The organism is Enterobacter sp. BIDMC93 (assembly GCF_001037805.1).
Lineage (GTDB): Bacteria > Pseudomonadota > Gammaproteobacteria > Enterobacterales > Enterobacteriaceae > Enterobacter > Enterobacter hormaechei_C.
Map to the genome: position 1 here is coordinate 323864 of NZ_KQ089962.1, position 23951 is coordinate 347814.

A 23951-nucleotide genomic window follows, 5' to 3' on the forward strand; every position below is an offset into this window, starting at 1 on the left:
ACCACATGAAAATTAAAATCCTGTGCGCCACGGCGATCGCCCTGGTGATTCGGCAAGCCGTGGCTGCCGAAAGCGAGCTGCAATTTAATCCTGCGTTTCTCAACGGCGAGCGCGCCAACAGCGCCGATCTCGCCTGGGTCAACGCCGGGAGCGCGTTGCCGCCGGGCGAGTACAATCTTAACGTGTATATCAACACCCAGTTCGCGTTCACAGGTAACGTCACGTTTCGCGTCGCTGAAAACACCGCCGGTGAAGCCCTGCCGTGCCTTACGCCTGCGCAATTCGCCGCACTTGGCATCGACAGCCGTCAGGCTAAAGGGGGTGAGCTGCCGCCTGCGCAGCGCTGCATTTTTTTAACCCAGTCATTCGCCGATACCCGGTTTGATTTTGACCAGAGGACGCTTACCCTCAACTTCACCGTACCGCAAAGCGCGATGCGCGCTCTGCCGCGCGGGTACGTCAGCCCGGAGAGCTGGGAGTCCGGCATCCCTGCCGCGTGGCTGAACTATGTGGTCAATGGCGCGAATAATGACTACCGGGGCGAGACGCGCACGCGGGAACAACAGCTGTTTGTGAGCCTCAACAGCGGCGCCAACCTGGGCGCATGGCGGCTGCGTGATTTCACCACGTGGACCAAAGAGAGTAACGAGCTCACCCACGTCCAGACCTGGCTACAGCGGGATATCCGCGCCCTGCGTGCCCAGGTTTATGCCGGTGAAACGTTCACCTCATCGCAGGTGTTTGACGCCGTTGGCCTGCGTGGGGTTGCCCTGAAGACCGATGACAATATGTTGCCCGCCAGCCTGAGCGGTTACGCGCCCGAAGTGCGTGGCATCGCGCGCAGCAATGCCACGGTGACGGTTCGCCAGAACGGTAACGTCATCTATCAAACCTCCGTTCCGCCGGGGGCGTTTGTGCTGAAAGATCTCTATCCGACCTCTTCCGGCGGCGATCTCGCGGTCACCATTCAGGAGAGCGACGGTAGCCAGACGCAATACACCCTGCCCTTTGCCAGCGTGCCGAATCTGGTGCGTAACGGTCAGGTCAAATATGCTCTGGGTGCGGGGAAATACCGCCCTGCGGGCAATCAGATCTCGCCCTCCTTCGCGCAGGGCGAGCTGTTCCTGGGCTGGCGATACGGCCTCACGTTTTATGGCGGGGCGCAGTTTTCCGATCGCTACAACGGCCTGGCCTTCGGTATCGGGCAGAATCTCGGCCGCTTTGGCGCCTACTCCCTCGACCTCACCCATGCCCGCAGCCAGCTGGCTGATAATCAGCACTACACCGGTGATTCGGTGCGCCTGCGGTACAGCAAGCTGCTGAACGATATCGGTACGCGAGTCAATTTCTTCTCGCTGCGTTACTCAACGGCAGGGTTTTATACCCTCAGCGATACCACTTACAAAGGCATGGCGGGCGGAGCGCCAAAACAGACCGTGGAAGACGATGGCACCGTCACCACTCACTACGACACGGTTTACAACCTGCATATGTCGCGTAAGGCAAAAAATCAGCTTCTGTTGTCGCAGCCGATGGGCGAATACGGCGCGCTGTCGCTGTCCTGGGATCAACAAACCTACTGGAATACGTCAAAAACCACGCAAAGTTTGCAGTTCGCGTGGAACGCGACGTTTCGTAACCTGTCGCTTGGCATCAGCGCCCAGCGTAGCTCTGGCCTGTACGACAACAAGAAAGACAATATCCTCGCGTTGTCCCTGTCGGTGCCGCTGGGTAACCCGGCGCTGTCGACCCGTCTCCGTTTTACCGCTACCCATGCGGATCCCGCTGGCACCACCGCCAGTACCGGTGTCAGTGGTTATCTGCCGGGGCAGGAGAATCTTTTCTATAGCGTCAACCAGCGCTACAGCGCGCAGCAGCACTACGGCGGCGATGCCGCGCTGCAATACGAGGGCGCGTGGGGAGACTATAACCTGGGCTACAGCTACGCCGGTGACTCCCGCAACCTCAGTTACGGGATGAGCGGCGGTGCGGTGCTGCATGAGGATGGTCTGACGCTGAGCCAGCCGCTCGGGAACACCAATATTCTGGTGAAAGCCCCGGGCGCCAGCCATGTCGCCGTGCTCAACCACAAGGGCATCAAAACCGACAGCCGGGGCTATGCGGTGATCCCGTACGCCACGCCGTATCGCGTTAATCAGGTTGCGCTGGATGTCACCACCGTGGGCAATGACGTGGAACTTGAGAACGCCATCGCCAATAAAATCCCCACCGACGGGGCACTGGTTCGCGCCACCCTCACCACGCGTCAGGGGGCAAAAGCGATGTTTATCGTACGTCACGCTAAAGACGTGCTCCCCTTCGGCACGCTGGTCTCGTCAGAGGATGACAAAGCCAGCGGTATCGTCGGCGACGGCGGCAGCGTGTATCTGACCGGCCTGTCAGCGGAGGGAACCTTGCATGCCGTATGGGGGCGCGACAGCGCCCAGCGCTGCACGATCCGCTATGCGCTGAACCCGCAGAATTATCACGCCCGCACCGGGCTTTATTCCCAGGAGGTCATATGTCAGTAACCATCCGGTTCCTCCCCCTGATCCTGCTGATGTTCATCACCGTTCCCGCGCGCGGCTATGACGTGCTGGTTTCCGTGACCGGCAACGTGATCGGCAATACCTGCATTGTCTCGGAAGATTCGAAGGAGCAAAACGTGCCGCTGGGCACCCTCGGCGTGAAGCAATTTAGCGAGGCGGGCGCGGTCAGCAATATCAAAACGCCCTTCACGCTCACCCTTGAAGCGTGCGGCCCCACCTTTGCTGGCGTGAAAATCCGCTTCAGCGGTACGCCGGATGACGAGAACCCGCAGCTTCTCAAAGTCGCTGACGGCGGCGCGACCGGCGTGGCGGTGCAGATTCTGGATAAAGACAGCGTACTTATCCCGCTGGACACCCAAACCGCTGCTTACGGCGCGGCGGGGGATGACAGCGTAAAAATGACCTTCTATGCGCGACTGGCCGCCACGGGTGCGCCGGTCAATGCCGGAGACGTTTCGGCAGTGGCAACCTGGACGACGGAGTATCAATAATGCGTTTACTGTTTTTAGCCCTGTTTTTCATGTCCTCTCAGGCACTTGCCCTCTCCTGGACATCGGATATCACCCTTTCGCCAACGCCCATGTCGTGGTCCGGCCCGGCAGACTCTATCGTGCCTGGAAAGACAATTGGCTCTGAATGGAGCGCCTCTGCGAGCGTCTCGGAAGTGTTCTGGTGCGGCCTGGTATTTACCTGCTCCAAAGGGACGCTGGAGCCGAGCAGCAGTATAACCGCCACCGGCATCACGGTTATTCTTGATGGCGCAAATTACATGGTATTTGAAACGGGCGTGCCCGGCATCGGCTTCATTCTTGGGCTTAAAGATTATAACGGCACCACCTATGTCCCGATGCAGACGGGCATTACGCAGAGCTATCCGGCCGATGGGACTAACGGTTACGCCACCGCACTGGGCTGGTCGGCAAAAGTGACGTTTATCAAGACCGGCGTTCCGCTGAAATCCGGCGTATACCAGACCCCGACCATTAACGCGGCGATCCTGACGGCCTATAACAACGAAGTGAAAACCGCGCAGGTGATCATCAACCCCACCACCATCACGGTGACGGCAAGCGGCTGCACGGTAGGCACGAAAAGCGCCAACGTCGACCTGGGCACCATTGATATTCACACGCTGCCCAGCGTAGGCAGCACCTCGCCGTCGGGGGAGTTTAACGTCAGCCTGACCTGCGATGAGAACGTGGCGGTTAACGCAGTGATGACCGATCAGACCACACCGTCAAATACCTCGTCGGTCGTGACGCTGACCGGGGACTCCACGGCCTCCGGCATTGGCGTACAGTTTTTCTATAACGGTACCGGGCCGCTTATGATGGGGCCGGACAGCTCGTCCGCAGGTACGACGGGACAGTTTTTCATCCAGACCACCAGCTCGGCACAAACGCTGTCCCTGCCGTTCCAGGCGCAGTACATCCGAACCGGTGAACTGGTCCCCGGCTCGGCCAACGCCCTGGCAAGCATCACCTTTTCGTATCAGTAGGTTAGTGCTTCACCCACACCAGCTGATCGACCCGGAAGCCCAGCTCGCGTGCGGTGTTCAGGTAGTCCTGTTTTACCGCATCCGGAATGGTCGGGGTGCGCGATAAAATCCACAGATAGTCGCGGTTCGGGCCGCTGACCAGCGCGTACTGGTACTTATCATCCAGCTTGATCACGTTATAGCCGCCGTAAAACGGGCCGAAGAACGATACCTTCAGCGCAGCCGTGGTCGGTTCGCCGGTAAAGTACGCCTTTCCTTCGCTCTCATTCCATTTTTTCTTCACCGGATCGTAGCCGCGGTTCAGTACGCTGATACCGCCATCGCTACGCTTGCCGTACGTCGCGGTGACCTGTTCCAGACCGCGCTCGAAGCGATTTTCCAGTCGGGCGACTTCATACCATTTGCCGAGATAGCGGCTGGCATCAAAGCCGGTAATGGGCTGCACGCCTTTCGGCGGCGTGGGAGATTTACAGGCAACCAGCGTCAGCGCAATGGCGACACCGGTAACGACAGGCCATAGCCTCATGAGAACTCCTTTCATTTACGCGGTTGGACGTTAAGTGTAGCGCACCCGTGCGGCGCTTCATCCCGTCGTGGAATATTCGTAGTATATTGAGACAACTCCTTCTCTTCGGATGCAGACATGGCTTACTCCATCGGCGAATTCGCCAGACTCAGCGGCATCACCGCCACCACGCTGCGGGCGTGGCAGCGACGCTATGGCTTGCTCAAACCCGAGCGTACGGACGGCGGTCACCGCCTGTACAGCGATGAGGACGTTCAGCAGGCGCTGAAAATCCTCGACTGGGTAAAAAAAGGCGTACCCATCGGTCAGGTAAAATCACTGCTGGAACGCCCTGCGCCGCGCCGCGCCAATAACTGGCAAACCCTGCAACAGGCCATGCTGCAAAAGTTGCAGGAGGGGAAAATTGAGTCCCTGCGTCAGATGATTTACGACGCCGGACGCGAATACCCAAGGCCAGAGCTGGTCACTAACGTGCTGCGTCCGTTGCGCAGCCAGATATCGGCCAACGTCGCCGCCGCCATGACGCTGCGTGAGATCCTCGACGGCATCCTCATCGCCTATACCTCGTTTTGCCTTGAGGGCGATAAAAAAGCGCCGGGCGATAACATCCTCATCAGCGGCTGGCATCTGAACGACCCCTGTGAGATCTGGCTTGAAGCTCTGACGCGCACCGGCCAGGGCCACCGCATCGACATACTGCCGGTTCCCCCTGCCGCGCTGGCCCCGGAAATTTTCCCGGACCGCAAATGGCTGCTGGTCACCAGCGGTAAACTTACCGCCGTGCGGAAAAAGCAGGTTGCGCAGTGGCAGCAGCAGGTTTCCCTTGAGGTGATTATCCTCTGATTATTTTCTGCTGAGGCAATCTTCACGAAAAGTTGAATATTTTTTCGCACAGCGAGTGCTAACGTTTTCCTGTCACCGACAACTCAACAGGAAAACACGATGAAAAAGACACTCCCTCTGATGATGCTGGCTACAATGGCTTTCGCGCCTGCCGCGTTCAGCGCCCCGGCAGGCACCCTGAGCGTCCACGTTCTGGACCAGCAAACCGGTATGCCGCCAGCGGATGTGGCCGTCACGCTGGAGAAGCAGGAGCAGGACAAGTGGACCCCGATTGCCAGCGGTAAAACCGACCACGACGGGCGCATCAAATCGCTCTATCCGCAGGATCAGGATATGGCGCCTGGCGTGTATAAAGTGACCTTCAAAACCGCCGATTACTTCCACGGTAAAAAGCTGGACTCCTTCTTCCCGGAAGTGCCGGTGCTGTTCACCGTCACCCGCACCAATGAAAAACTGCACATCCCGCTTCTGCTCAGCCAGTACGGTTACTCAACCTACAAGGGCAGCTGATTGCTCTTGATTTTAAAGACGATTTAAAAATAATCCCGCCAATACTTGGACAAATACGCATTGTTGTGTAACTTTTAGGTATGAGATCGGGAGGTGCACACCATGACAACAAAACCTGTGCTGGGTATTAGCGGATGTTTGACCGGTTCCGCCGTTCGCTTTGACGGCGGGCATAAGCGTATGGGCTTTGTGATGGATGAGCTGGCGCAGTGGGTCGCTTTCCGTCCGGTATGCCCTGAAATGGCTATCGGCCTGCCCACGCCTCGTCCGGCGCTGCGTCTGGTGATGACCACCGGCGGCGAGACAGAAATGCGGTTCAGCAAAGCGCCGCACGATGACGTCACGCAGAAGATGGCCGCATTTACGGCAGGTTATCTGCCGAAAATCGGCGATCTGGCGGGTTTTATCGTCTGTGCAAAATCCCCCAGCTGCGGCATGGAGCGCGTGCGGCTGTACGACGAAAACGGCAACCGGGGCCGCAAGGAGGGTGTCGGGCTGTTCACCGCCGCCCTCCTTGAAACTTTCCCCTGGCTGCCCGTCGAAGAAGACGGTCGCCTGCACGATCCGGTACTACGGGAAAACTTTGTTGAGCGCGTTTTCGCTCTCCACGAACTGAACGTAATGCGTAAAAATGGCCTGACGCGCCGTGCCCTGCTGGACTTTCACAGCCGCTATAAGCTTCAGCTTCTGGCGCACCATCAGGCAGGCTACCGTGAAATTGGCCCGTTCGTGGCATCACTGCACGAGTGGGACGATCTGGACGCGTTTTTCGTGGCCTATCGCGACAAGCTGATGACCATTCTGAAAAAACCCGCTTCGCGGAAGAATCACACTAACGTGCTGATGCACATTCAGGGCTATTTCCGTAACCAGCTGAACAGCCGCCAGCGTGGAGAACTGCGGGATGTGATCCTGCATTACCGGGACGGGCTGCTGCCGATCCTCGCGCCGCTGACGCTGCTGAAGCATTATCTGGCTGAATACCCTGACCGGTATCTGATGACGCAAAACTACTTTGATCCCTATCCTGATGATTTGGGTCTGCGTCTGGCCGTTACCTGATAAGAAAGAAGCGAAGGCCCTGTTGACCCACAGAGGCCCAAAGCAGTACCCCGTTTAGACGACACCCTCACTGTCGTCTTTTTTTTGCGCTCAGCGTAAAATACTGTAATTCTGTACAGGTTAAGCGTGCGCAGCGGAGTACCCCGATGATCAAAAATTTGCATATTCAGAACTACCGCTCAATTCGCGATATGTCGCTTGAGCTGGAACAGCTCAATATCGTGTTCGGCCCCAACGGCACCGGAAAATCCAATATTTATAAAGCGATTTATCTGATGCACAGCGCGGCGCAGGGGCAATTCTCCCAGGCGCTGGCGAACGAGGGGGGAATTTTGAAAGTGTTCTGGGCGGGCAAAACCCGCAGCGACCAGCTGCGACGCATGAACCTGGCGGTGGAAACGGAAACCTATGAATATGAGCTTCAGGTCGGGTTCGTGGAAAAGCTGCCCTACCCCTCACAGTTTCAGCTCGATCCGGTGATCAAAGAGGAATCTATCTGGCTCGGCGGACAGCACCGTCGCCCGTCGTCACAGCTGATGAAGCGTAAGAATCAGGCGGTATTCCTGAACAACGTGCATCACGAAAAAGTGACCCACAGCGGTACGCTGTATGAGAACGAGTCGGTGTTCGGTCAGCTCGGTGAACCGCACCTCTACCCCGAAGTGTCGCAGATGCGCGAGTCCCTGCGTAACTGGCGATTTTATCACGAGTTTTCCGTCTCATCCGGCTCGGCGATCCGTGCCCCGCAGGTGGGCTTTCGTTCCCCGGTGCTGGCCAGCGACGGCGCGAACCTGACCGCCGCGTTTCAGACCATTGTCGAAATTGGCGACGAGCTGCTGCTGATGCGCATTCTCGACCAGGCCTTCCCCGGCTGCGTGTTTTACAGCGACAACACCGGCGGGCGCTTCCGCATGATGATGCAGCGCGAGGGGCTGAGCAGACCGCTGGAACCGGCAGAGTTCTCCGACGGCACGCTGCGTTTTTTGTGCCTGGCGGTGGCGCTGTTAAGCCCGCGCCCTCCCGCATTCATCGCCCTCAACGAACCGGAAAACAGCCTGCATCCGCAGATGCTGCCCGCCCTGGCAAGCCTCATTGCCGAGGCCAGCCGCTATTCGCAGATCTGGCTCACCAGCCACTCGCCGGAGCTGGCGCATTTGATTGAGAAGCACCGATCGTTTTCGCTGTATCAGCTGTCGATGGCGGAGGGGGAGACGAGGATGGAGAGGCTGGGGTAATTGCCATCCTCACCGGTAGTGCTGAGAGAACCGCTTTTTATCTTTTCTGGAAGCGTAATAAGTTAACTCCTTATTTTGGTTAAAATTTGCCTGGTCAATGTCTTAAAAGGACATCGATTGGGTGTAAACATGATCTGGTTTCACCTTTCCATGCGTATAGCGGACATACGCTGGAGCGTATTGACATACTTGATGGAAAGGATAGGTATGGGGTTTTAAAGCACAATAATGACGTTATTCAACAAAATAAGGAAATAGAGAAATGTCTATACCAGCATACTTATGGCTTAAGGACGACGGCGGAGCATTAATCAAAGGCGGAGTTGATGTTCAGCACAGAGAGTGCAGCATTGAGGTAAAAGGGTTCCACCACAACCTCATGATCCCAACAGATAACGCAACCGGCAAAATAACCGGTACACGTATGCATTCCCCTATGCTGATCATTAAAGAATTCGACTGCTCTAGCCCATATCTTTATAAAGCAGTTGCGACAGGTCAAAGCCTGGTGTCAGCAGAAATAAAATGGTATCGGATCAACTACTCTGGACAGGAAGAGGAATACTTCAACATGCTGCTTGAAGGCGTGCGAATAGTTTCGATTTCACCAGCAATGGCACCAGGGGATAACCCTAACGAAAACCATATGGAAACGGTCGAACTGCGTTACGAGAAGATTACCTGGAAGCATAACGACGGGAACATTATCTTCAGCGATGCATGGAACGAACGCCAGTCAGCATAGAACGCACAAGGGGCGCTTAGCCCCTTAATCATACAACCAGCGCCCCGCTTTGGCAGACTCAATAATCATTTCGAGCGTTAGCGGCTTGTACTGACGATCTCGAAACTTCTTTCTAAGCCCAAACTGGTACCAAAAAAGCTCGGGCTCAAAGTAGTTATCCATGACAAAGTTGCTGTGCTCAATTTCATACCGGTTGAATAGGTCGAGCAGCATCTCCTCCAGATCTTCAGGGAAGAGGTTAAAATGCTCCTGGAAGGTCCATTCCTTAAGGGCAGGACGCTTACGTTCACTGTAATTTTCAGTGATGTAATCTAAAAACTCTTGCTCATCCGGCAACAACATTAGAAATAAGTCCAGGCAATCCGATCTTTCGGTCGGGCAATGAGGTTGTACTTGTTTCTGGTTTCTCTGGCAACTAGGGCAAAGATAATTACCGCCTGGGCATAGCCAACAAAGGGAACTGCTCTTCCCACGACGGCCCCAACCTTATTTGTCTGTCTGGTTTTACCCATACCGATGATCGTCTCCACTCTCATGCCTTCAGGAAAGTGGACCCCCTTTAAAATGCGACGCGCTACCTTAGACGCGATACTTGTACGCGAACCGGACGCACCCAATACCTTACGCTTGGGTAATATAGGCTGCCCCGCCAGGATTGTTGCAGCAGTCTCCACAGTTACGCCCAGATGGTTCGCCAGACCCTCAGCGAATATCAGCAAAAATAGCTCCTGTGGGGTTACGTTCGCATTCCCGTGATAGAAATACGTCCCGCCAGATTCCTCTACTGTGTCCATAGCATAATCCATTAATTAAAGAGATAAAGGTTAAACCCTTATCTTTATTAAGGATAACAAGGCAATACCACTTTGATTAAATTCAGAAAAGTGCCTGCATAAATGCTTTAAAATGAAATCGGGTCAATCGATAAACCGCTTGCGCACCCTTTCCAGCGGCGCAATCAGCAGATTGATAAGCGGCTTACGATCGATAACGATATCGGCGTTCACCGTCATTCCGCCCATCAGCATGCGCTTTTTCTTGTCCGGGTCGGTAAACCAGGAGGGGACGCGCACTTTAGCCAGGTAGTAGTTCTGCCCCTCCTGGAGCGGGATCAGCGCCGAATGGGCATCAATGTTTACCTCATAGAAATCGGACAACGTCGCCTCCACGGAACCGTATTTGTCTACGGGCCAGGAGTCGAAGCGCAGCTTGACCTTATCGCCTTTCGCCACGCGCCCCACCCCCGTTGCCGGAACATACAGGTACCCCTCCATCGTCGCCGCGGTATTTTTACGGATCACCACCACCACCTCGCTATTTTGCGTAATGGCCCGGCCAGGCGGGAAGTTAATCGCCACCACGTAACCGTCGGAAGGTGCCAGCATCGCCATGGTGGAACTTCCCCGGCTGGACAGGTTGCGGTCAATTTCGCTGATACGGTTTTTCACATACAGCTGCTCTTCGCTCAGAGAGTCAATTTGCGACTGGGTGCTGTCGGTCAGGCTGGTTTTTCGTGCCTCAAGCTCAAGAATAGTGCTCTCCTCCAGCGTCAGGTTGAGCTGCGCATTGAGCACATCGTTGTGGCTTTTATCGAGATCCACTTTGGAGACATAGCCCTTCCCGGAGACGGATTTCCACGCCTCGTAGGTGTCGGTGCTGTTTTTTAACAACGCGCGCAGCTTCTTCACCTTATCGCGGGAAACGGCGATCTGCTTGTCGGTGAGAGCCAGCTGCTGCGCCAGATTTTTGCGATACGACGCAATCGAGTCCTCAATGGCCTGGATGCGCTGCTCGCTGCGCTTCTTCTCCGCTTCCATCTGCTGGCGGTCAAACTGCACCACCGAGCCCTGCTTGCCGCCATAGTCCTGTGACACGGTGAACAGCGGATCGTTTTCCTTCACGTACTGGCCCGGCCGTACGGCAAAATCCACAAGCGTACCGGACTCTCTGGCGCGGACTTCCACATCGCCCTGCGCCGGGATCAGCACCCCGCGTGCCAGCGTGGTTTCCGAAAAGTTAAAGACAATCGCAAAGACCAGCAGGCAGAGAAAAAAGGTGATGAACAAGGTCAGCACGGCTTTCAGCCGTGGCGCGTTGATGTGATAGCTTTTTGAGAAATGATGCGGGATCAGCGCCCGCCGCTGTCGGCTTCGGTTTTTTAATTTCACGATATGTCATCCATGATAAATCACTGAAAGATCGTCCCATGCACTCCAGAGCGTGGGGGTTTTGCGCAGCGCGTTCAGCGTGTCGGCGGCGGCCTGACGATAATCCTCTGGCGCATACGCCTGACTCTCCAGCCCAAACTCCACCGCATGCAGCGAACAGATCGGCAGCAGCGTTCGGACGCTGTAGCCATAGCGGGATAAAAACCGCGTTGAGACGTCCGTTAACCACGCCTTTTGATCCCCAGCCTGGGTGGAGAACAGCGGCGCATCCGGCAGGCGTTCGTCCACCAGCAGCACCGTCACCAGGCGGTGAGGGGCAAAAAACGAGCTGGCGCGTCGGCCTTCGTGCGCGGCCATCAGCTTATGCAGCGCAGGGTGACGGGTAATAAACTGAAAGCGCACATCGGCTGGCGCGGTGGCGAGCAGCGCATCCACGATCAGACCAAAGCCCGCCCAGCGCATTCCCAGAAGCAGGGTGCGAGATGAACTGTAAAACGCCTGCTCCTGCGTCCACTGCGCCACGTACGCGTGCAGATCGAAGCGGACGTTGCGCGCCCAAAGCGCGGGCGGGAAGATCTGCTCCACGAAGTTAAACCCGCTCAGCTCATGGGCGTTCTGATGCAGAAAATCAGCCGGGACATCGGCCTCCGGGCAGCGCATAAACTGGCTGTAGTTTTGCGTGATCCGGTTTGCCAGCAGCGTGCGCCCGGCCTGGCGCGCGCAGAGTCGCGCATAGAGACGCGGCAGAAACATCATTGCTCACTCTCCCGCAGGGTGCCGTTTTCCATGGTATAGAGACGCCCCTGACAGCCCACCACGTCCGGCGAGTGGGTAACAAACACCAGGCCAATCCCCAGGCTACGCAGGTTCGCCAGCACTTTCTGCGCGGTCGTTTTATCCAGGTTCGCCGTCACTTCGTCACAGAGCAGAAGCTTAGGCTGGCTGTACAGGGCGCGCGCCAGAACCAGACGCTGCATCTCCCCGGCAGAGAAAAAGGTGTTCCCCGGCAGCATCTCCGTTTCGTAGCCGTGCGGCAGCCTGGCGACGACGTGGTCCACCTCCGCCAGCCGACACGCGGCAATGACCTGCTCTTTATCCGGTGCGCTGTCAAAGCAGGCGATGTTGTCCAGAATCGAGCCGGTGAAGAGAATATCGTCCGCATGGACGATGCGGATGTGCTGACGCAGCGAGGAAAGATCGCACTCCTCAATGGGGATCTTATTGATCCGCAGCGTGCCAGACGATGCCAGCAGCATGCCGGAGATCAGACGCAGCAGCGTGGTTTTTCCCGACCCGCTCTGGCCCACAATCACCGCTTCTTCGCCCTGCTTCAGGGTCATATTGATATGCTGTAGCGTGGCCTCCCGGCCAGGATAGGCAAATGAGACATCCTCAAATTGCAGACAGACCGGCGAGGTGACAATCCGCTTCCCAAACTGGCTGGTTTCAGAGGGGGCAAACAGCAGGTCGCCCACGCGATCCAGCGGCCCCTTGAGGGCATTTTTGTCCAGCAGCTTCTGCGCCACCTGCACCATGGCATCGGAAAAATAGCGCTTATAGCTGATATAGGCGTAAAGCATCCCGATGCTCATCTGCCCTTCCAGGATCAGCCACGCGCCAAAGCAGACCACCAGCAGCTGCTCGGCATTGATCACCAGCAGCGAAGCCACGTCAAAGCGGGCCAGCAGCCGCTCTTTACGCATCAGCCCGGCGATGTGCTCACGCTGTGATTTGTCCATCACCGCATCCCGGGCCTGCTCCATATTGTTCGCTTTGAGCGTAATGATCCCTTTCTGCGTCTCCACCAGCAGGGATTCATACTGGGCGGTGCGCTCGATGGAGTCATCCACCGCGCGTTGATAGGGGCCGATCAGCGAAAAGCGGATCAGGAAAAACACGCCCATCAGCAGCATCGTCAGCAGCGCAATTTTGACGTTATACAGCAGCATAAACAGCAGGCTGGTGACGGCGATCAGGCTGGAAAAGAGAATTTGCACGTAACCATTGCTGATGAACTCCGCGCAGGCGTGGAGCGATTTTTCAATGGCCAGCACGATGCCCGGCGGGCGCGAGCGGAACCAGCTGGTCTGGGTGCGCAGCATGTAGTGGCGCACGGACTGGCTTAAATCGTCATAGGCAATGTTACGCATCAGGATCTCAAGCAGCTGCTTGAGGAATTTACCGATGACTTCAAAGATAAAGACAATAGCGAAGATCGCGGTGAGCAGGATCACCAGATCGCTGTCGCTGCGGGAAATGGCCTCATCCATAATCAGCTGCACGTAGGTGGGGCTTGCCAGCATGGTGATGAGGGTAAAAATACAGAGCACAAACAGCAGCAGCTGGCGCTGGAACAGGCTCGGGGATTTATTGGCTAACCGGCCAAGCGTGAGCTTTTCATCCGGGGATTTCTTTTTGAAGCACGGCGTGGGCTTAAGCTCAAGAACATAGCCGGAAAAGAGTTTTTCCGCCTCTTTCAGACGGTAACGACGCACGCCGCTGGCGGGGTCGTGAACGGTCACGCTGCGGCTGTCGATCTTCACGATGACCACGAAATGGTTGCCGCGCCAGAAGGCGATGAGCGGCAGCTCAGACGTTTCTATTTCAGTGATTTCGCCTTTAAGCACCCGGCCAGACATATTTTTATCGCTGGCAAGGGTCATCAATTCCGCCATTGAGGTTCCCGCATCGGCGGAAACGGAAATCTCCCGGCGCAGCTGGCTGACGGAGACATGGTGGTCGTAGTGCCCCAACACCATCGCCAGGCAGGCCAGTCCACATTCGGTAAATTCATGCTGGCGAATAACAGGGGTCTTACCCTGTTTTTTATACTGAAAGAGCGAAAACATAATGATCCGTGGCTGAAATAAAAAAATGGCCCGGCAATGCGGGCCATGCGTACAACGTGCTTCTCGCTTAGGCGCTGAAGAAACCGCCGATGAAGCCGCCCACCAGGCCGAACACGCCGCCGATGGTGCCGCCCAGCGCGCCTAACATCTGGCTGCCCGCGTTATAGCCCGCGCTTGCGCCCTGAATAGCGGCAGCAAACGGATCCCAACCACCGATGATGGCCTGTGCTTTTTTGAAATCGATAACTTGCATGAGTCTTTTCCTGTTAACGTGAATTAGTTGTAGCTACCAACCAGCGCACCCAGGAAGCCCATTGCGCCACCCAGAATTCCGCCAACCACACCGCCAACCATGCCCATGATGCTTGCGCCGGTGTCGTAACCCAGCTGTGCACCTTTAACCAGACCAGCGAACGGGTTTAACGCGCCACCGATAATGTCTTTCGCTTCTACGAATGAAATCGCTTTCATTTTTATCTCCTGTAGTGATGGATCTTTAGCATGATGCTAAAGGCTAATTTCCTTTTATGAAGGAAAGCGGTTGCTACGGGCAGGTGGTAAGCGGAATGATTTTATTGCCATAAATAATCATCCGCCTTGCAGCCTGCCCGGCATTATCTATTTCCAGCCGTTGCCCCGGCGGAATATATTTTGAATTGTTGTATTGCGTACTGCACCCGACCGAGGAAACATATTTAAAATAGGTATTCCCGGTATTACTCACCACCCCGTTGCTAAACGCATAATCAAAATGTCGTGTCCATGGACGGACAATCAAAATAGCCTCAAGCGAGACCACCACATCCGACTGGATGCGCTGGCCTTTGCGCGTGATAACCTTTGCCTGGAGCGGCGTCTCGGTGAATTTTACGCGATAGTATCGCTCTTTGTTGTCATGCGGGCCGGTATAATAAAATTTAAAACCCGCGCGTTCACCGCTCCCCAGCGTTAATTGCTTAGGCGAATACATGACTTCGCCGTCTTTTATTTCGGTTTCTTTTCCCTTCTCTTTAGGAACGTCTACCTGAATAAGCGAAACGGTATAATTCTGACGCTCGCTGGTATCGTTTTTTATCGGCTGAAAAACAACTTCTCTTTCGGGAAGAAAATCAATATTCAGACTTTCGATAATTAAAGCATTTGCCCCTGTGGAAATGAAGCAATTTATTGCAAAAATAGCCAGGAATTTTCCAGTCATGGTTGATTAATTCCAGGATGCGCTAACATCTATTCTTCCCTGCGCGGTCACTTCGCCAAACCAGCTATTTCCGTCATAGGTGGTTTTCGATACCGGATTATCCATAACGAACTGGAGGATCAGCGGTGTTTTCCAGAGCCACATATCGGTCACGCCGGAACTCATTTTGTCCCACTCTTCCGCATGGGTGGCCGGCGCCGGGATCGACAGTACTTCGCCTTTACAGTTGTGCGCCATCAGCGTCTGGCTTTTCCCCACCAGCACGTTGCCCGGAATGGGAACCGTGAAACCGTTGCCGCTAAAGGCGCAGTAGTCCACCCCATTCAGGCTTTGGGTAGGCCCGGTGACTTTTACCGTGACCGCAATCGCCGCATCTTTTTGCGCCCCGCTGTAGGTGATGGTGTAGGGGATCTCAATGGGCGCTTCGCCGATAATGCCTTTCCCGGAGCCGCCCAGACCGTCAGGATCGAGGGTGTAATCCGGGTTGTCTGGCACAATCTCCAGCCCGGGCTCGATAGGGTTAATCACCAGGCCGCCCCCCGGCTGGAAGCAGAAATCCGCCGCCAGCGAGCTGTTGCCGGGCGTCAGACACAGGCTGACGATATTGCCAATGTTGCTGCCGTCCCCCGCCTGCGCCACGCTCAGAATTAACGCTTTCGGCAAAAAGATTTTAAGGGACGCTTTGCCGCCGTTTTTCTGCGGCGCTGCAAGGAAGGTGTTCGCCAGGACACGCGTATCGCTCAGGATACCGCCGGAGATACTGTACCAGGTGTTTTCATCGAAGGTCAGCTCGGCGGCAAGCCCGGTGCCGCCGCTCATGTGCGATTGCAGCACGCTGTTGACGCGGGAAGAGGTGAGCGCCAGCCCCCCGTTGTAACCGGAGATATCCTCCCCAACAAACGTGTATTCGAGCAGGTCGCACAGGACGCCAGAGACCGTGTTGCGGGTGTATTTGGTGCAGGTGGCCCCCGTTGATCCATCGACAATCGTCACCTCACCGCTGATCGGGTCAATCCCCAGGTTAAGCGCCCTGGCGTTGGTCATGGTCAGCGTGCCCACCTTGTGAAGCGTATTGGTGGTGGTCACTTTGTTGATGGAGCTGATTTGCGGCGTGGAGGTGATGGTCACTTCATCCCCTGGCGCGGCGTTGAGCAGATAGTTAAAGAACGGATCGCCCAGTACCCAGCGCCCGTATGACGTGCCGGGCTCCATCACCGGCGGCTTAACCACCATCGACGTGTCGGTATAGCTGGTCGTCGGGGTGTACCCCGTGTTGCCGCAGGACGAGGAACACGCCGTCCCTTTGAAGAACGGAGAGGCGCTGGAACCAGTCACCGAAAAGTCGATGGTCAGCGCGCTGCCTGCCGGACCGCTGTAGCTGTTGTCCGGGATGTAAGTGGCGATACCGTTATTCGTTTTCGCACTCAGGGTCGGCCACTCGCGCGAACCGTGTAAAAACGCGGTCGACGTGCTGTTCAGACTAAACAGCCCCGCGCTGTTTCCCGTACCGTTATTGTCCGGGTTATTAATGGCGAAATAGGGCAGCTCCTGCGCCTGGGCCGCCGCGCTCATCAGCAGTAAATTAAGAGCGAATATCTTTTTCATCGTCACGTTCCTGCGTTCCTTTTGCTTCCTGCCAGACAAAATCGCCTTTGTCGCAGGAGATGTCCCCGAGCCACAGCGCACCGCGGTTAGACTCGATGTCCAGGCGCACTTCGCAGACGCTGTCGTCCGGCGTGGCGATACTCAGGACAGGGTTGTTCTTATCAACGTCGATCACGAAGCGTCCGTCGTTTTCCGTCCGGGTCAGCCCGACATGGTTTTTGATCTGCATGGCGCCAACCGGGGCCCCGTTTGCATCCACAAGACGACCAAACAGGGTGACGATTTTCTTCACCTGCGGCTTCATCACCACGGTATTACCCGGATAAACCGTGATATGGCGAAGCGCATTCGCGCCAATCTCATAGCTTTCCGTACCGGTTTCACTGTTCATCACTTCCAGGTCATAAGCCTGGTATGCCGGCAGCGACAGCCAGGTTTTATCCCCTTTGATGCGTTCCGCCCGGCCGTTAAGCTTCAGGGTCAGGGCTTCATCAGATTTGAGACCGGTACTGACAATCACCCCTGCGCTTTCGGTACCTTTCCCGGCGGCGATGGCCTCTTTGGACCAGCCCACGCTGCCGTCACTGGTCAGCGTGGAGTTCCAGCCTTTACTCATGCCGCTCTGGACGCTGAGGATGTTGCTGTTCCACGGCGTGTCGAAGTTCACGCTGCCGCCGCCGCTTACGCTGCGATCCTGGCGGCTGTTAAACGCTTTCGAGACGTTGGCGGTAGCCGATTTCAGGTAATCGCCCTCAAACTGGCGGCTGGCGCTGACGTTCAGCGCCGTGCCGGTATCGCGATTGTGGGAAACGCCAACCGACACGGTATTGCCGAGCGGTATGGCGAAATCGAGCATTACGTAACGATCTTTCTCTTCGTAATACCCGTCGTATTTGTTGCGCGACATCCCCACCCGCAGGCGCGCCGTACCGTAGCGACCGGCGTATAACCCCTGGGAGTAGTCCAGCTGATAGCGTTTATAGCGATAGAGGTCGTCTTCCTGACGCATCAGGCTCAGGTTGCCTGCCGAGGGCAGGCCGAATGACGGCAGGCTAAAGGAGGCGCCCCAGGTGTTGCCCTTGCTCTCATAGATATCCAGGAACTTGCCGCTGGAGAGCTGTTCATGGGAGTACCACACCGAGCCGATCTGCCACGGCAGGCTGAGATTCGCCCCATAGTTGGCGCGATACGTTCCGTCGGAGGCGGCCATGGTCTGGGTATTCACCGAGAAATAGCCCGTCAGGTTCAGGGAGGCCCACAGCTCGCTGACGATGTGTTCCCGCATCATGTAGGTAGAGGCGTTCCAGTCGACCATCCCGCTGCGCTTGCTGAACGAGGCTCCCACCAGCGACATGGTGTCTTTATGTTTGGTGTCGTAATCGTAGTAGTAGGTGTTATCCTGCTCGTTTTTGCGTTTCGCGTATTTTTTATAATTGACGACGGATTTATCGCGGCTATACATCCCGCCCCACATCTGCCAGCGTAGCGTTTCCGACACGTTGCTGGAGAACGGTTTATTTACGGTGTACATGCTGCGCGACACGGTGCGGCTTCCGCTCACCACTTCAACTTCGACGCTGTAGATCCCGTAGGGCAGGCTGCTGGTGTCAATTTCATGGTTGCCGACGTCAAAGCGCTGAATGCCGATAAGCTGCCCGTCACGACGAATACGGGCCTCGCCCGCCGTGGGAAAATAGACCACCACCGGCGTCAGAGAGAGCGTGTTATCGCGCTTGCGGGAGTTGGCCTGGTTGCCCATGGAAACGCCGTAGACTTCACCGCCGGAAATCCCGCTGACGCTCGCCAGAGACTGCATCGCCCAGCCGTTCAGCATGCCCGCGGCGTAGCGCATCCCCTGATAGTCGCGCTCCCACATAACCGCGTTCATCTGGGTATCGCTGCTGTTCTCGTTGACGTAGCCAGAGCCGTCGATCAGCACATGATCGACGCCCATTGAGATCCAGTTTCTCGCGTTCAGATAGCCCGACGACCAGCTGTCACCGTAGCCGCTCTCGGTGTGATACGCTCCGAGGTTGTAGGAGAACGTGCCGCTCAGGTCGTCAGACTCCGGCGCATCAATGTCCACCTCACGCGGGCGAATATTCACCCCGTAGTCGCTCTGCGACAGATTCAGCAACAGGCGCATTTTTTTCTGATCCAGTTCGAACGCCGAACCCGCGCTAACCGGAATACGCATCTGGTCATCAAACTGCTTATCGTTAATGCTTTGCAGTAACGCCCGCATCTCTTTTGACAGACGAATGCCGTTATCAGACTCCTGGACCTGAACATCCCTCAGCCCCAGCTTCAGATCTTTTGCAAAGAGCGTCACGTCACCGATACGAACATATTCGCTCGCCGTGCCTTCGTGGTTCCCTTGTTGTGCTGAGTGTGGACGCGTATTCACCAGATAGACGGGAATTTTGATCCCCTGCTCCAGCAGTGCATAAAGCGAGTCGGGAAAACGGTAATTAGCGATAACCACGGAGCTTGAGGCTGCATGCGCAAGCGCGGGCAGCGTGCCGGATGCGCAAGCCATCATCACCGGCAACACTAATTTATTTTTCACCATGCATCCTTACTTAACAGGAATGAACTGTTTCAGGTCCCATATTCCGAGATGAAAATGGTTATCCGTAACGTTGATATCCTCGATAGCGCGCGAGGTCTCTGGCATCAGGTAGAAGTTTTTGCTACACGGCGTGCCGGGGGATTCCGGATTCGGCTTCAGGCAGGTCCCGGTCGCATTGACGCGAAACGAGGTGTTCCCTTTATTGGTTATTTTTCCCGCCACATAGACGAAATCAATCTTCTTATCCCGGGGCTGAACCACCAGAATGGTGCTCACCACCGCACGCGTCATCCCGGTGCCGTTTTTTGGCGAACCGCTGTCCACCTCTTCGCTTACCCCTTCATCCGTGAAGGTAATGCGGTAGTAACGCTCTTTGTTATCGGCGTTCCCGTGATAGTAAAATTTGACGATATTGCTGGTACCGGCGGGCATCACCATGCGCGTGGGCGTCAGCAACAGTTCGTCCACTTTCTCCGGATTAATGACGATCCCTTCATCCATTGGGCTGCTGATCCGCTGTGCGCGAACAGAAACAATACGCACGCTGTCTGCTTCGTTTTTTATTTCCTTGGCGGTGGAGTCAGCATCCGCAGAAATAATGGTGGTGACTTTTCCCACATTAATGGCCAGCGCGGAGGAAGAGATAAATAATAAAAATAAGAAGGTGGATTTGAGGTTAAACATGCTATTTCCCTAAACAGGGGCTTGCGCCCCTGGATCGATCAGGCCTTAGCCCCAGGTTGCGCGGAACGCAACAGACACGGTCCCTTCCCACAGGCTGTTGGTCAGGTCTTTGAACTCTTTCGCAGTACCCGCGTTGTCCTGAGCGGAGTCAACGTAGAAGACGAATTTGTCCTGGCCGGTAATTTCGGTATCTGCCGCCGCGCCTGCGCTGGTGGTCAGGTTCCACAGGCCAGAAGAGACGCCGGTGTTAGAAGAAGAATCAACCAGCGTGGTCCATGCGGTCGATTTCGCCCCCACGGTGCCACCGATAGAGCCCAGGTCGTTACCGCCCCAACGCGCACCCACTTTCAGCTTGGTCGCTTCACCACCCACGCTGAACAGCGTGTTGTTTGAATCGTCGAGGATAGCTTCGAGTTTGAAGCTGGTCGCCGTAGAGTGATCGCCACGGATAGCCACATCAAACAGACCGGTATCGGTGTTGAAAGATTTGGTATTGGCGCTGTAAACGAAGTTCAAAGCACGCGTTGGCGTAACAACCAGATCGGATTCGCTGTCTTTGGTCGCGGTTGCCTGCCAGGTGGCAGAAGCCGTCGTTTCAGCTGCATTAACTGCGCTCAGGGCAGAAACAGACAGCAGGGAGCCCAGAACGATAGCGTTCAGTTTGTTCATTTATTTAGTCCTTCAAAAAAGAATCCACGTGTATAAAAAGGGGAGCCCCTTTTTCGAGGCGGAGTATAGACAGCCGCAAAATAACGAGGCAATACAGAAAAATTCACTCGACGGAGAGCAACAATAAAAATATAAATAAATTTCTCGTATCTTATTGTTACGTATTGAGTAAATTACTCAATTTCCCGAGTAATAGATAAATATCGATTTTTCAATAAAGAGAAATATCAGGACGTCGGGACAGCCACACACATCATTACAGGCAACACCAGCCCCTTAATTAACCACGCATGTTTTTTTACGCTGGTAATATAGAAGAAGTTGATATTATCAAGTAACATTTCGTTTACAACGCCATCCGGCGCCGCATCATCTTCAGATTTATTCAGCTTTTTATCCTTAATATAAAAGATATTGCTGCCGTCGACTTTTTCCACGCTGAGCGTGTAATTTCTGTCAATCAGGTAGCTTTTGCCCTCTTTCTTGAGTACGCCTTTATGAATAACCGTCACAACATCTTTGTTGTTAAACAGGAAAAGCGTGGTTAGCGACATATCGGTTGACTCACCCGTGGAATAGGTTTTCCAGGAAATGGTATCTGACTGGCAGCCAAACCCCTCATCCTGCGTTCTGGTAAAATAGACCCATAACAACGCGATGACAGACAGCGCCAGTACGATACTGAACAGTACACTCATTTTAGTCCGTGACATATTTTAACTCCCGGTCAGGCTTCTGTAAGAAATGCAGTTCTTATAATCGTCGATACTGTCCTGCTGATAACAGATGGCCAGGAAATAATTTTCTATCTGCGACTTTTTAAACCTGGAATAGTAAGCATCTGCAACCTGATGTTGACAGTCGATATGTTGACTGGCGATGACCTCTTTTACGTGATTAAAGTAGTGCTGTCGCGGCTGATACATATTCTTATCGATCAGGTATATCGTACACCTGTCCACTTTACCGAGCAGATGCATATCAGAATCTTTCAGGCTCTCGGCATAGGAATCCCGCTGGTGCAATAGTAAAACAGCGGTGCCGGTAACAATAATTAGTAATAACGTGCAGAGAGAAATAAAGAGTCTGTGCAGCGATATTATTTGTTTAGGCGGATCGGCATCTTTCTTATGCGCTAGCGTATCGAATGCTTCAGAGGCAGATTCTTCGCTAAGCGTTGAAATAACCGGCGGCCTGACCGTGTGGTGTTCAATATGCGCGGCAAGGCTAAATCCCTTGCCACGTATCGTTTTTATCAGTAAAGGGTCGCATCCTAATGTACGAAATGCTTTTCTGATTTCACTTATGGCAACATTCAGACTCACCGAAGAACCAGAGAAACCATGATCCTCCCAGACCTTCTTTATCAGGTCGTCTCTGTCGAGTGTTTTACCATTATTGATGATAAGTTCATAAAGCAGACGACCCGCCTGGTTAGATAACTTAATGGATGACTCTTCCTCTCCATTAATCATGATCATACCGGTGTCGACTTCATAAAGCATTGTAAGATCAATGAGATACTTCATATTATTATTACGCCATTGTTAAATTTTTGTGCATTTGCCAGGCAATAATAAGTCTAAAGTTTGTGTGGTCAAGTCGCGTGATATTAATTGAGAGATGAATTCATAAAGCTTCATTAATTAACGATTATTAAAGCATTAATAAAAATCTTCGAACTAACGCATTTAGGTTAAAACATTAAAAAAAACATACTGACAAGATTATAATCTTAAACTTTAGAAGTTGTTGGAATAATGTTTTGTTATGTACTTTTTTAGTGCAACATAATATCGTCAAAGCATTCTCCCGAGTCGCCATGCGTCTAGCCGGTACATCAGGGACATGTGTAGCCGATTAACATTCATTTTAAATAACACAAATCTTCATGGAGTTTATCATGTTCAAATCGATCATGACCGTATCACTGCTGGCCGCCGCTATTGCCTCTACCAGCGCAGTGGCCGCAGACAATTCGGCGGGTGGTATCATTAACTTTACCGGCGCTATTACCGATACAACCTGTACCATTAACGGCGGTAAAAGCGCGGACTTTACCGTTGCGCTTTCCCCTATTTCGGTAAAAGATGCGGGCACCACGGTTGGCCTGATCACCCGAAATAAAAAATCTATTGCGCTGACATTCTCTGGTTGCTCACCAGCAGCCGGAACGACCGGTACCCCGCTGAAAGTTTATTTCTCCAGCGCGGATAATATTTCCACTGACGGTAAATACCTGCTGAATAACAGCGTGAACGAAAGCGATGCCAGCGTGGCACGTAATGTCGGCTTTGCGTTAGTGGAGCCAGGTTCGTCTACGCCTATTACCCTGAACCAGCCTTACACGACAAATATTATGGGTACAGCGACCGCGCCAGATTCCGAAACGCTGACGCTGGACGTTTATTACTATAAAACAAACGCCGCTGCCGCCACCGTGGGCGAGTTAAGCTCCAACGTAACGTATACCATTTCCTACCTGTAATAGTGATTATTCAGGCTCTGTTTTCGCAGAGCCTGTATTTAAGGTTGCAATCATGCGCAAGGCAATTTTGCTGGCAGGCTTACTGCTAAGCACGGGTCACTCATGGGCCAATATTGTCATTAATGGCACCCGTGTCCTTTATCCTGAAAATAACAAAGAGGTGATCGTCCAGTTAATGAATACGGGCGATGCGCCGGCTCTGGTACAATCCTGGATAGATGACGGTGATATTAATTCCACGCCGGAAACAGCCAATGTGCCGTTTCTGTTGTCGCCGCCGGTGATAAAGGTTAACGAACATAATGGTCAACAGCTTCGTATTAAAAAGCTGCCGTCCAGCTTGCCTGCGGATCGCGAATCCGTCTTTTTCCTGAATGTCCTCGACATTCCGCCCAGACCTGAAAATCTGCAAAACCAGAATACTGTTCAGCTGGCGATTAAATCCCGTATCAAACTTTTTTATCGGCCCGCTGCGCTGAAAGGCACGCTGGATGACGCGGTGGCGAAACTGACGCTCGCCGCCGACGGCGATCGCTTTCGCATTACAAATAACAGTCCGTTCCATATTACGGTCGCCAATATTTCGCTGGGTAAAACGAAATTGCTCCAGGAGTCCCCGATGGTTTCCCCGTTTGGGCAGCTGACGGTCGCCGCCAAAAATACGGTTAAGCGCGGACAGACCTTCCAGCTGATGTATGTGGACGATCTTGGCGCGTATAAAACCCGGACTTTCACCAGTCAGTGATCGGA

25 protein-coding genes are annotated in these 23951 nt (G+C 54.4%); 10 read left to right on the forward strand and 15 right to left on the reverse strand.

The window, feature by feature from the left end:
• Positions 1-5 precede the first annotated feature (5 nt).
• The 3 genes from SK58_RS01510 to SK58_RS01520 are packed head-to-tail and all read left to right on the forward strand — an operon-like array spanning position 6 to position 4047.
• Positions 6-2531 (forward strand): fimbria/pilus outer membrane usher protein, encoded by a 2526-nt coding sequence (locus SK58_RS01510; RefSeq protein ID WP_048219269.1) that lies wholly within the window; start codon positions 6-8, stop codon positions 2529-2531.
• The gene (locus tag SK58_RS01515; RefSeq protein WP_015570071.1) at positions 2522-3040 is read left to right on the forward strand and encodes a fimbrial protein; all 519 of its coding nucleotides are present in this window, start codon (positions 2522-2524) and stop codon (positions 3038-3040) included. Before SK58_RS01510 ends, SK58_RS01515 begins: the two co-directional genes overlap by 10 nt.
• Positions 3040-4047 (forward strand): fimbrial protein, encoded by a 1008-nt coding sequence (locus SK58_RS01520; protein ID WP_017383645.1) that lies wholly within the window; start codon positions 3040-3042, stop codon positions 4045-4047. Before SK58_RS01515 ends, SK58_RS01520 begins: the two co-directional genes overlap by 1 nt.
• A 1-nt stretch (position 4048) precedes the next feature.
• On the opposite strand, the gene SK58_RS01525 is transcribed toward SK58_RS01520, so the two are convergent.
• Positions 4049-4573, reverse strand: a complete 525-nt coding sequence (locus tag SK58_RS01525; RefSeq protein WP_015570073.1) for a lipocalin family protein — start codon at positions 4571-4573, stop codon at positions 4049-4051.
• A gap of 117 nt (positions 4574-4690) precedes the next feature.
• Between SK58_RS01525 and SK58_RS01530 the strand changes: the two genes are divergently transcribed.
• The 5 genes from SK58_RS01530 (at position 4691) to SK58_RS01550 (ending at position 8968) form a co-directional block, all read left to right on the forward strand.
• Positions 4691-5416, forward strand: coding sequence for a MerR family transcriptional regulator (locus SK58_RS01530; RefSeq protein WP_032103799.1), 726 nt, complete (start codon positions 4691-4693; stop codon positions 5414-5416).
• 99 nt (positions 5417-5515) lie between these two features.
• Positions 5516-5926 (forward strand): hydroxyisourate hydrolase, encoded by a 411-nt coding sequence (uraH, locus tag SK58_RS01535; RefSeq protein WP_017383647.1) that lies wholly within the window; start codon positions 5516-5518, stop codon positions 5924-5926.
• Positions 5927-6028: 102 nt separating this feature from the next.
• Positions 6029-6988 carry a YbgA family protein gene (locus SK58_RS01540; RefSeq protein WP_048219272.1) on the forward strand — a complete coding sequence of 320 codons (960 nt, stop codon included), beginning with the start codon at positions 6029-6031 and terminating at the stop codon, positions 6986-6988.
• Between the two features lie 146 nt (positions 6989-7134).
• Entirely contained in the window at positions 7135-8223 is a 1089-nt protein-coding gene (locus tag SK58_RS01545) for an AAA family ATPase (RefSeq protein WP_023302851.1), read from the forward strand.
• Between the two features lie 262 nt (positions 8224-8485).
• The gene (locus SK58_RS01550) at positions 8486-8968 is read left to right on the forward strand and encodes an Hcp family type VI secretion system effector (protein ID WP_023298995.1); all 483 of its coding nucleotides are present in this window, start codon (positions 8486-8488) and stop codon (positions 8966-8968) included.
• A gap of 24 nt (positions 8969-8992) precedes the next feature.
• On the opposite strand, the gene SK58_RS01555 is transcribed toward SK58_RS01550, so the two are convergent.
• The 14 genes from SK58_RS01555 to SK58_RS01620 all read right to left on the reverse strand — a co-directional run bounded on the left by SK58_RS01555 (position 8993) and on the right by SK58_RS01620 (position 22242).
• The gene (locus SK58_RS01555; RefSeq protein ID WP_048219274.1) at positions 8993-9310 is read right to left on the reverse strand and encodes a DUF1493 family protein; all 318 of its coding nucleotides are present in this window, start codon (positions 9308-9310) and stop codon (positions 8993-8995) included.
• The gene (locus tag SK58_RS01560; protein WP_032646726.1) at positions 9310-9762 is read right to left on the reverse strand and encodes an STM2901 family protein; all 453 of its coding nucleotides are present in this window, start codon (positions 9760-9762) and stop codon (positions 9310-9312) included. The genes SK58_RS01555 and SK58_RS01560 overlap by 1 nt, the downstream gene beginning before the upstream one ends.
• A 123-nt stretch (positions 9763-9885) precedes the next feature.
• Positions 9886-11136 carry an HlyD family secretion protein gene (locus SK58_RS01565; RefSeq protein WP_017693988.1) on the reverse strand — a complete coding sequence of 417 codons (1251 nt, stop codon included), beginning with the start codon at positions 11134-11136 and terminating at the stop codon, positions 9886-9888.
• 6 nt (positions 11137-11142) lie between these two features.
• Positions 11143-11892 carry a hypothetical protein gene (locus SK58_RS01570; RefSeq protein WP_048219278.1) on the reverse strand — a complete coding sequence of 250 codons (750 nt, stop codon included), beginning with the start codon at positions 11890-11892 and terminating at the stop codon, positions 11143-11145.
• Positions 11889-13985: a peptidase domain-containing ABC transporter gene (locus tag SK58_RS01575; protein ID WP_045339833.1), complete on the reverse strand. Its 2097-nt coding sequence runs from the start codon at positions 13983-13985 to the stop codon at positions 11889-11891. The genes SK58_RS01570 and SK58_RS01575 overlap by 4 nt, the downstream gene beginning before the upstream one ends.
• Positions 13986-14052: 67 nt before the next feature.
• On the reverse strand, positions 14053-14238 hold the full coding sequence (locus SK58_RS01580; RefSeq protein ID WP_001196016.1) for a hypothetical protein: 186 nt from the start codon (positions 14236-14238) through the stop codon (positions 14053-14055).
• Between the two features lie 23 nt (positions 14239-14261).
• Entirely contained in the window at positions 14262-14456 is a 195-nt protein-coding gene (locus SK58_RS01585; protein ID WP_013094846.1) for a hypothetical protein, read from the reverse strand.
• Positions 14457-14529: 73 nt separating this feature from the next.
• Positions 14530-15183 (reverse strand): hypothetical protein, encoded by a 654-nt coding sequence (locus SK58_RS01590; RefSeq protein WP_006812468.1) that lies wholly within the window; start codon positions 15181-15183, stop codon positions 14530-14532.
• Positions 15184-15189: 6 nt separating this feature from the next.
• Positions 15190-16788, reverse strand: a complete 1599-nt coding sequence (locus tag SK58_RS01595; protein ID WP_023302845.1) for a hypothetical protein — start codon at positions 16786-16788, stop codon at positions 15190-15192.
• The gene (locus SK58_RS01600) at positions 16766-19360 is read right to left on the reverse strand and encodes a CS1-pili formation C-terminal domain-containing protein (RefSeq protein ID WP_048219280.1); all 2595 of its coding nucleotides are present in this window, start codon (positions 19358-19360) and stop codon (positions 16766-16768) included. Before SK58_RS01600 ends, SK58_RS01595 begins: the two co-directional genes overlap by 23 nt.
• 6 nt (positions 19361-19366) lie before the next feature.
• On the reverse strand, positions 19367-20044 hold the full coding sequence (locus tag SK58_RS01605; protein WP_015570085.1) for an EcpB family pilus assembly chaperone: 678 nt from the start codon (positions 20042-20044) through the stop codon (positions 19367-19369).
• Positions 20045-20089: 45 nt separating this feature from the next.
• Complete coding sequence (locus SK58_RS01610) at positions 20090-20713, reverse strand: common pilus major fimbrillin subunit EcpA (RefSeq protein ID WP_003860995.1); 624 nt, start codon at positions 20711-20713, stop codon at positions 20090-20092.
• 227 nt (positions 20714-20940) lie between these two features.
• Positions 20941-21411: a hypothetical protein gene (locus tag SK58_RS01615; protein ID WP_017383656.1), complete on the reverse strand. Its 471-nt coding sequence runs from the start codon at positions 21409-21411 to the stop codon at positions 20941-20943.
• A gap of 18 nt (positions 21412-21429) precedes the next feature.
• Positions 21430-22242 (reverse strand): winged helix-turn-helix domain-containing protein, encoded by an 813-nt coding sequence (locus tag SK58_RS01620; protein ID WP_015570087.1) that lies wholly within the window; start codon positions 22240-22242, stop codon positions 21430-21432.
• A gap of 374 nt (positions 22243-22616) precedes the next feature.
• On the opposite strand from SK58_RS01620, the gene SK58_RS01625 reads away from it, so the two are divergent.
• Together SK58_RS01625 and SK58_RS01630 are read left to right on the forward strand one after the other, a co-directional pair.
• The gene (locus tag SK58_RS01625) at positions 22617-23201 is read left to right on the forward strand and encodes a fimbrial protein (RefSeq protein WP_017383657.1); all 585 of its coding nucleotides are present in this window, start codon (positions 22617-22619) and stop codon (positions 23199-23201) included.
• 52 nt (positions 23202-23253) lie between these two features.
• Complete coding sequence (locus SK58_RS01630; RefSeq protein WP_015570089.1) at positions 23254-23946, forward strand: fimbrial biogenesis chaperone; 693 nt, start codon at positions 23254-23256, stop codon at positions 23944-23946.
• Positions 23947-23951: the final 5 nt, after the last annotated feature.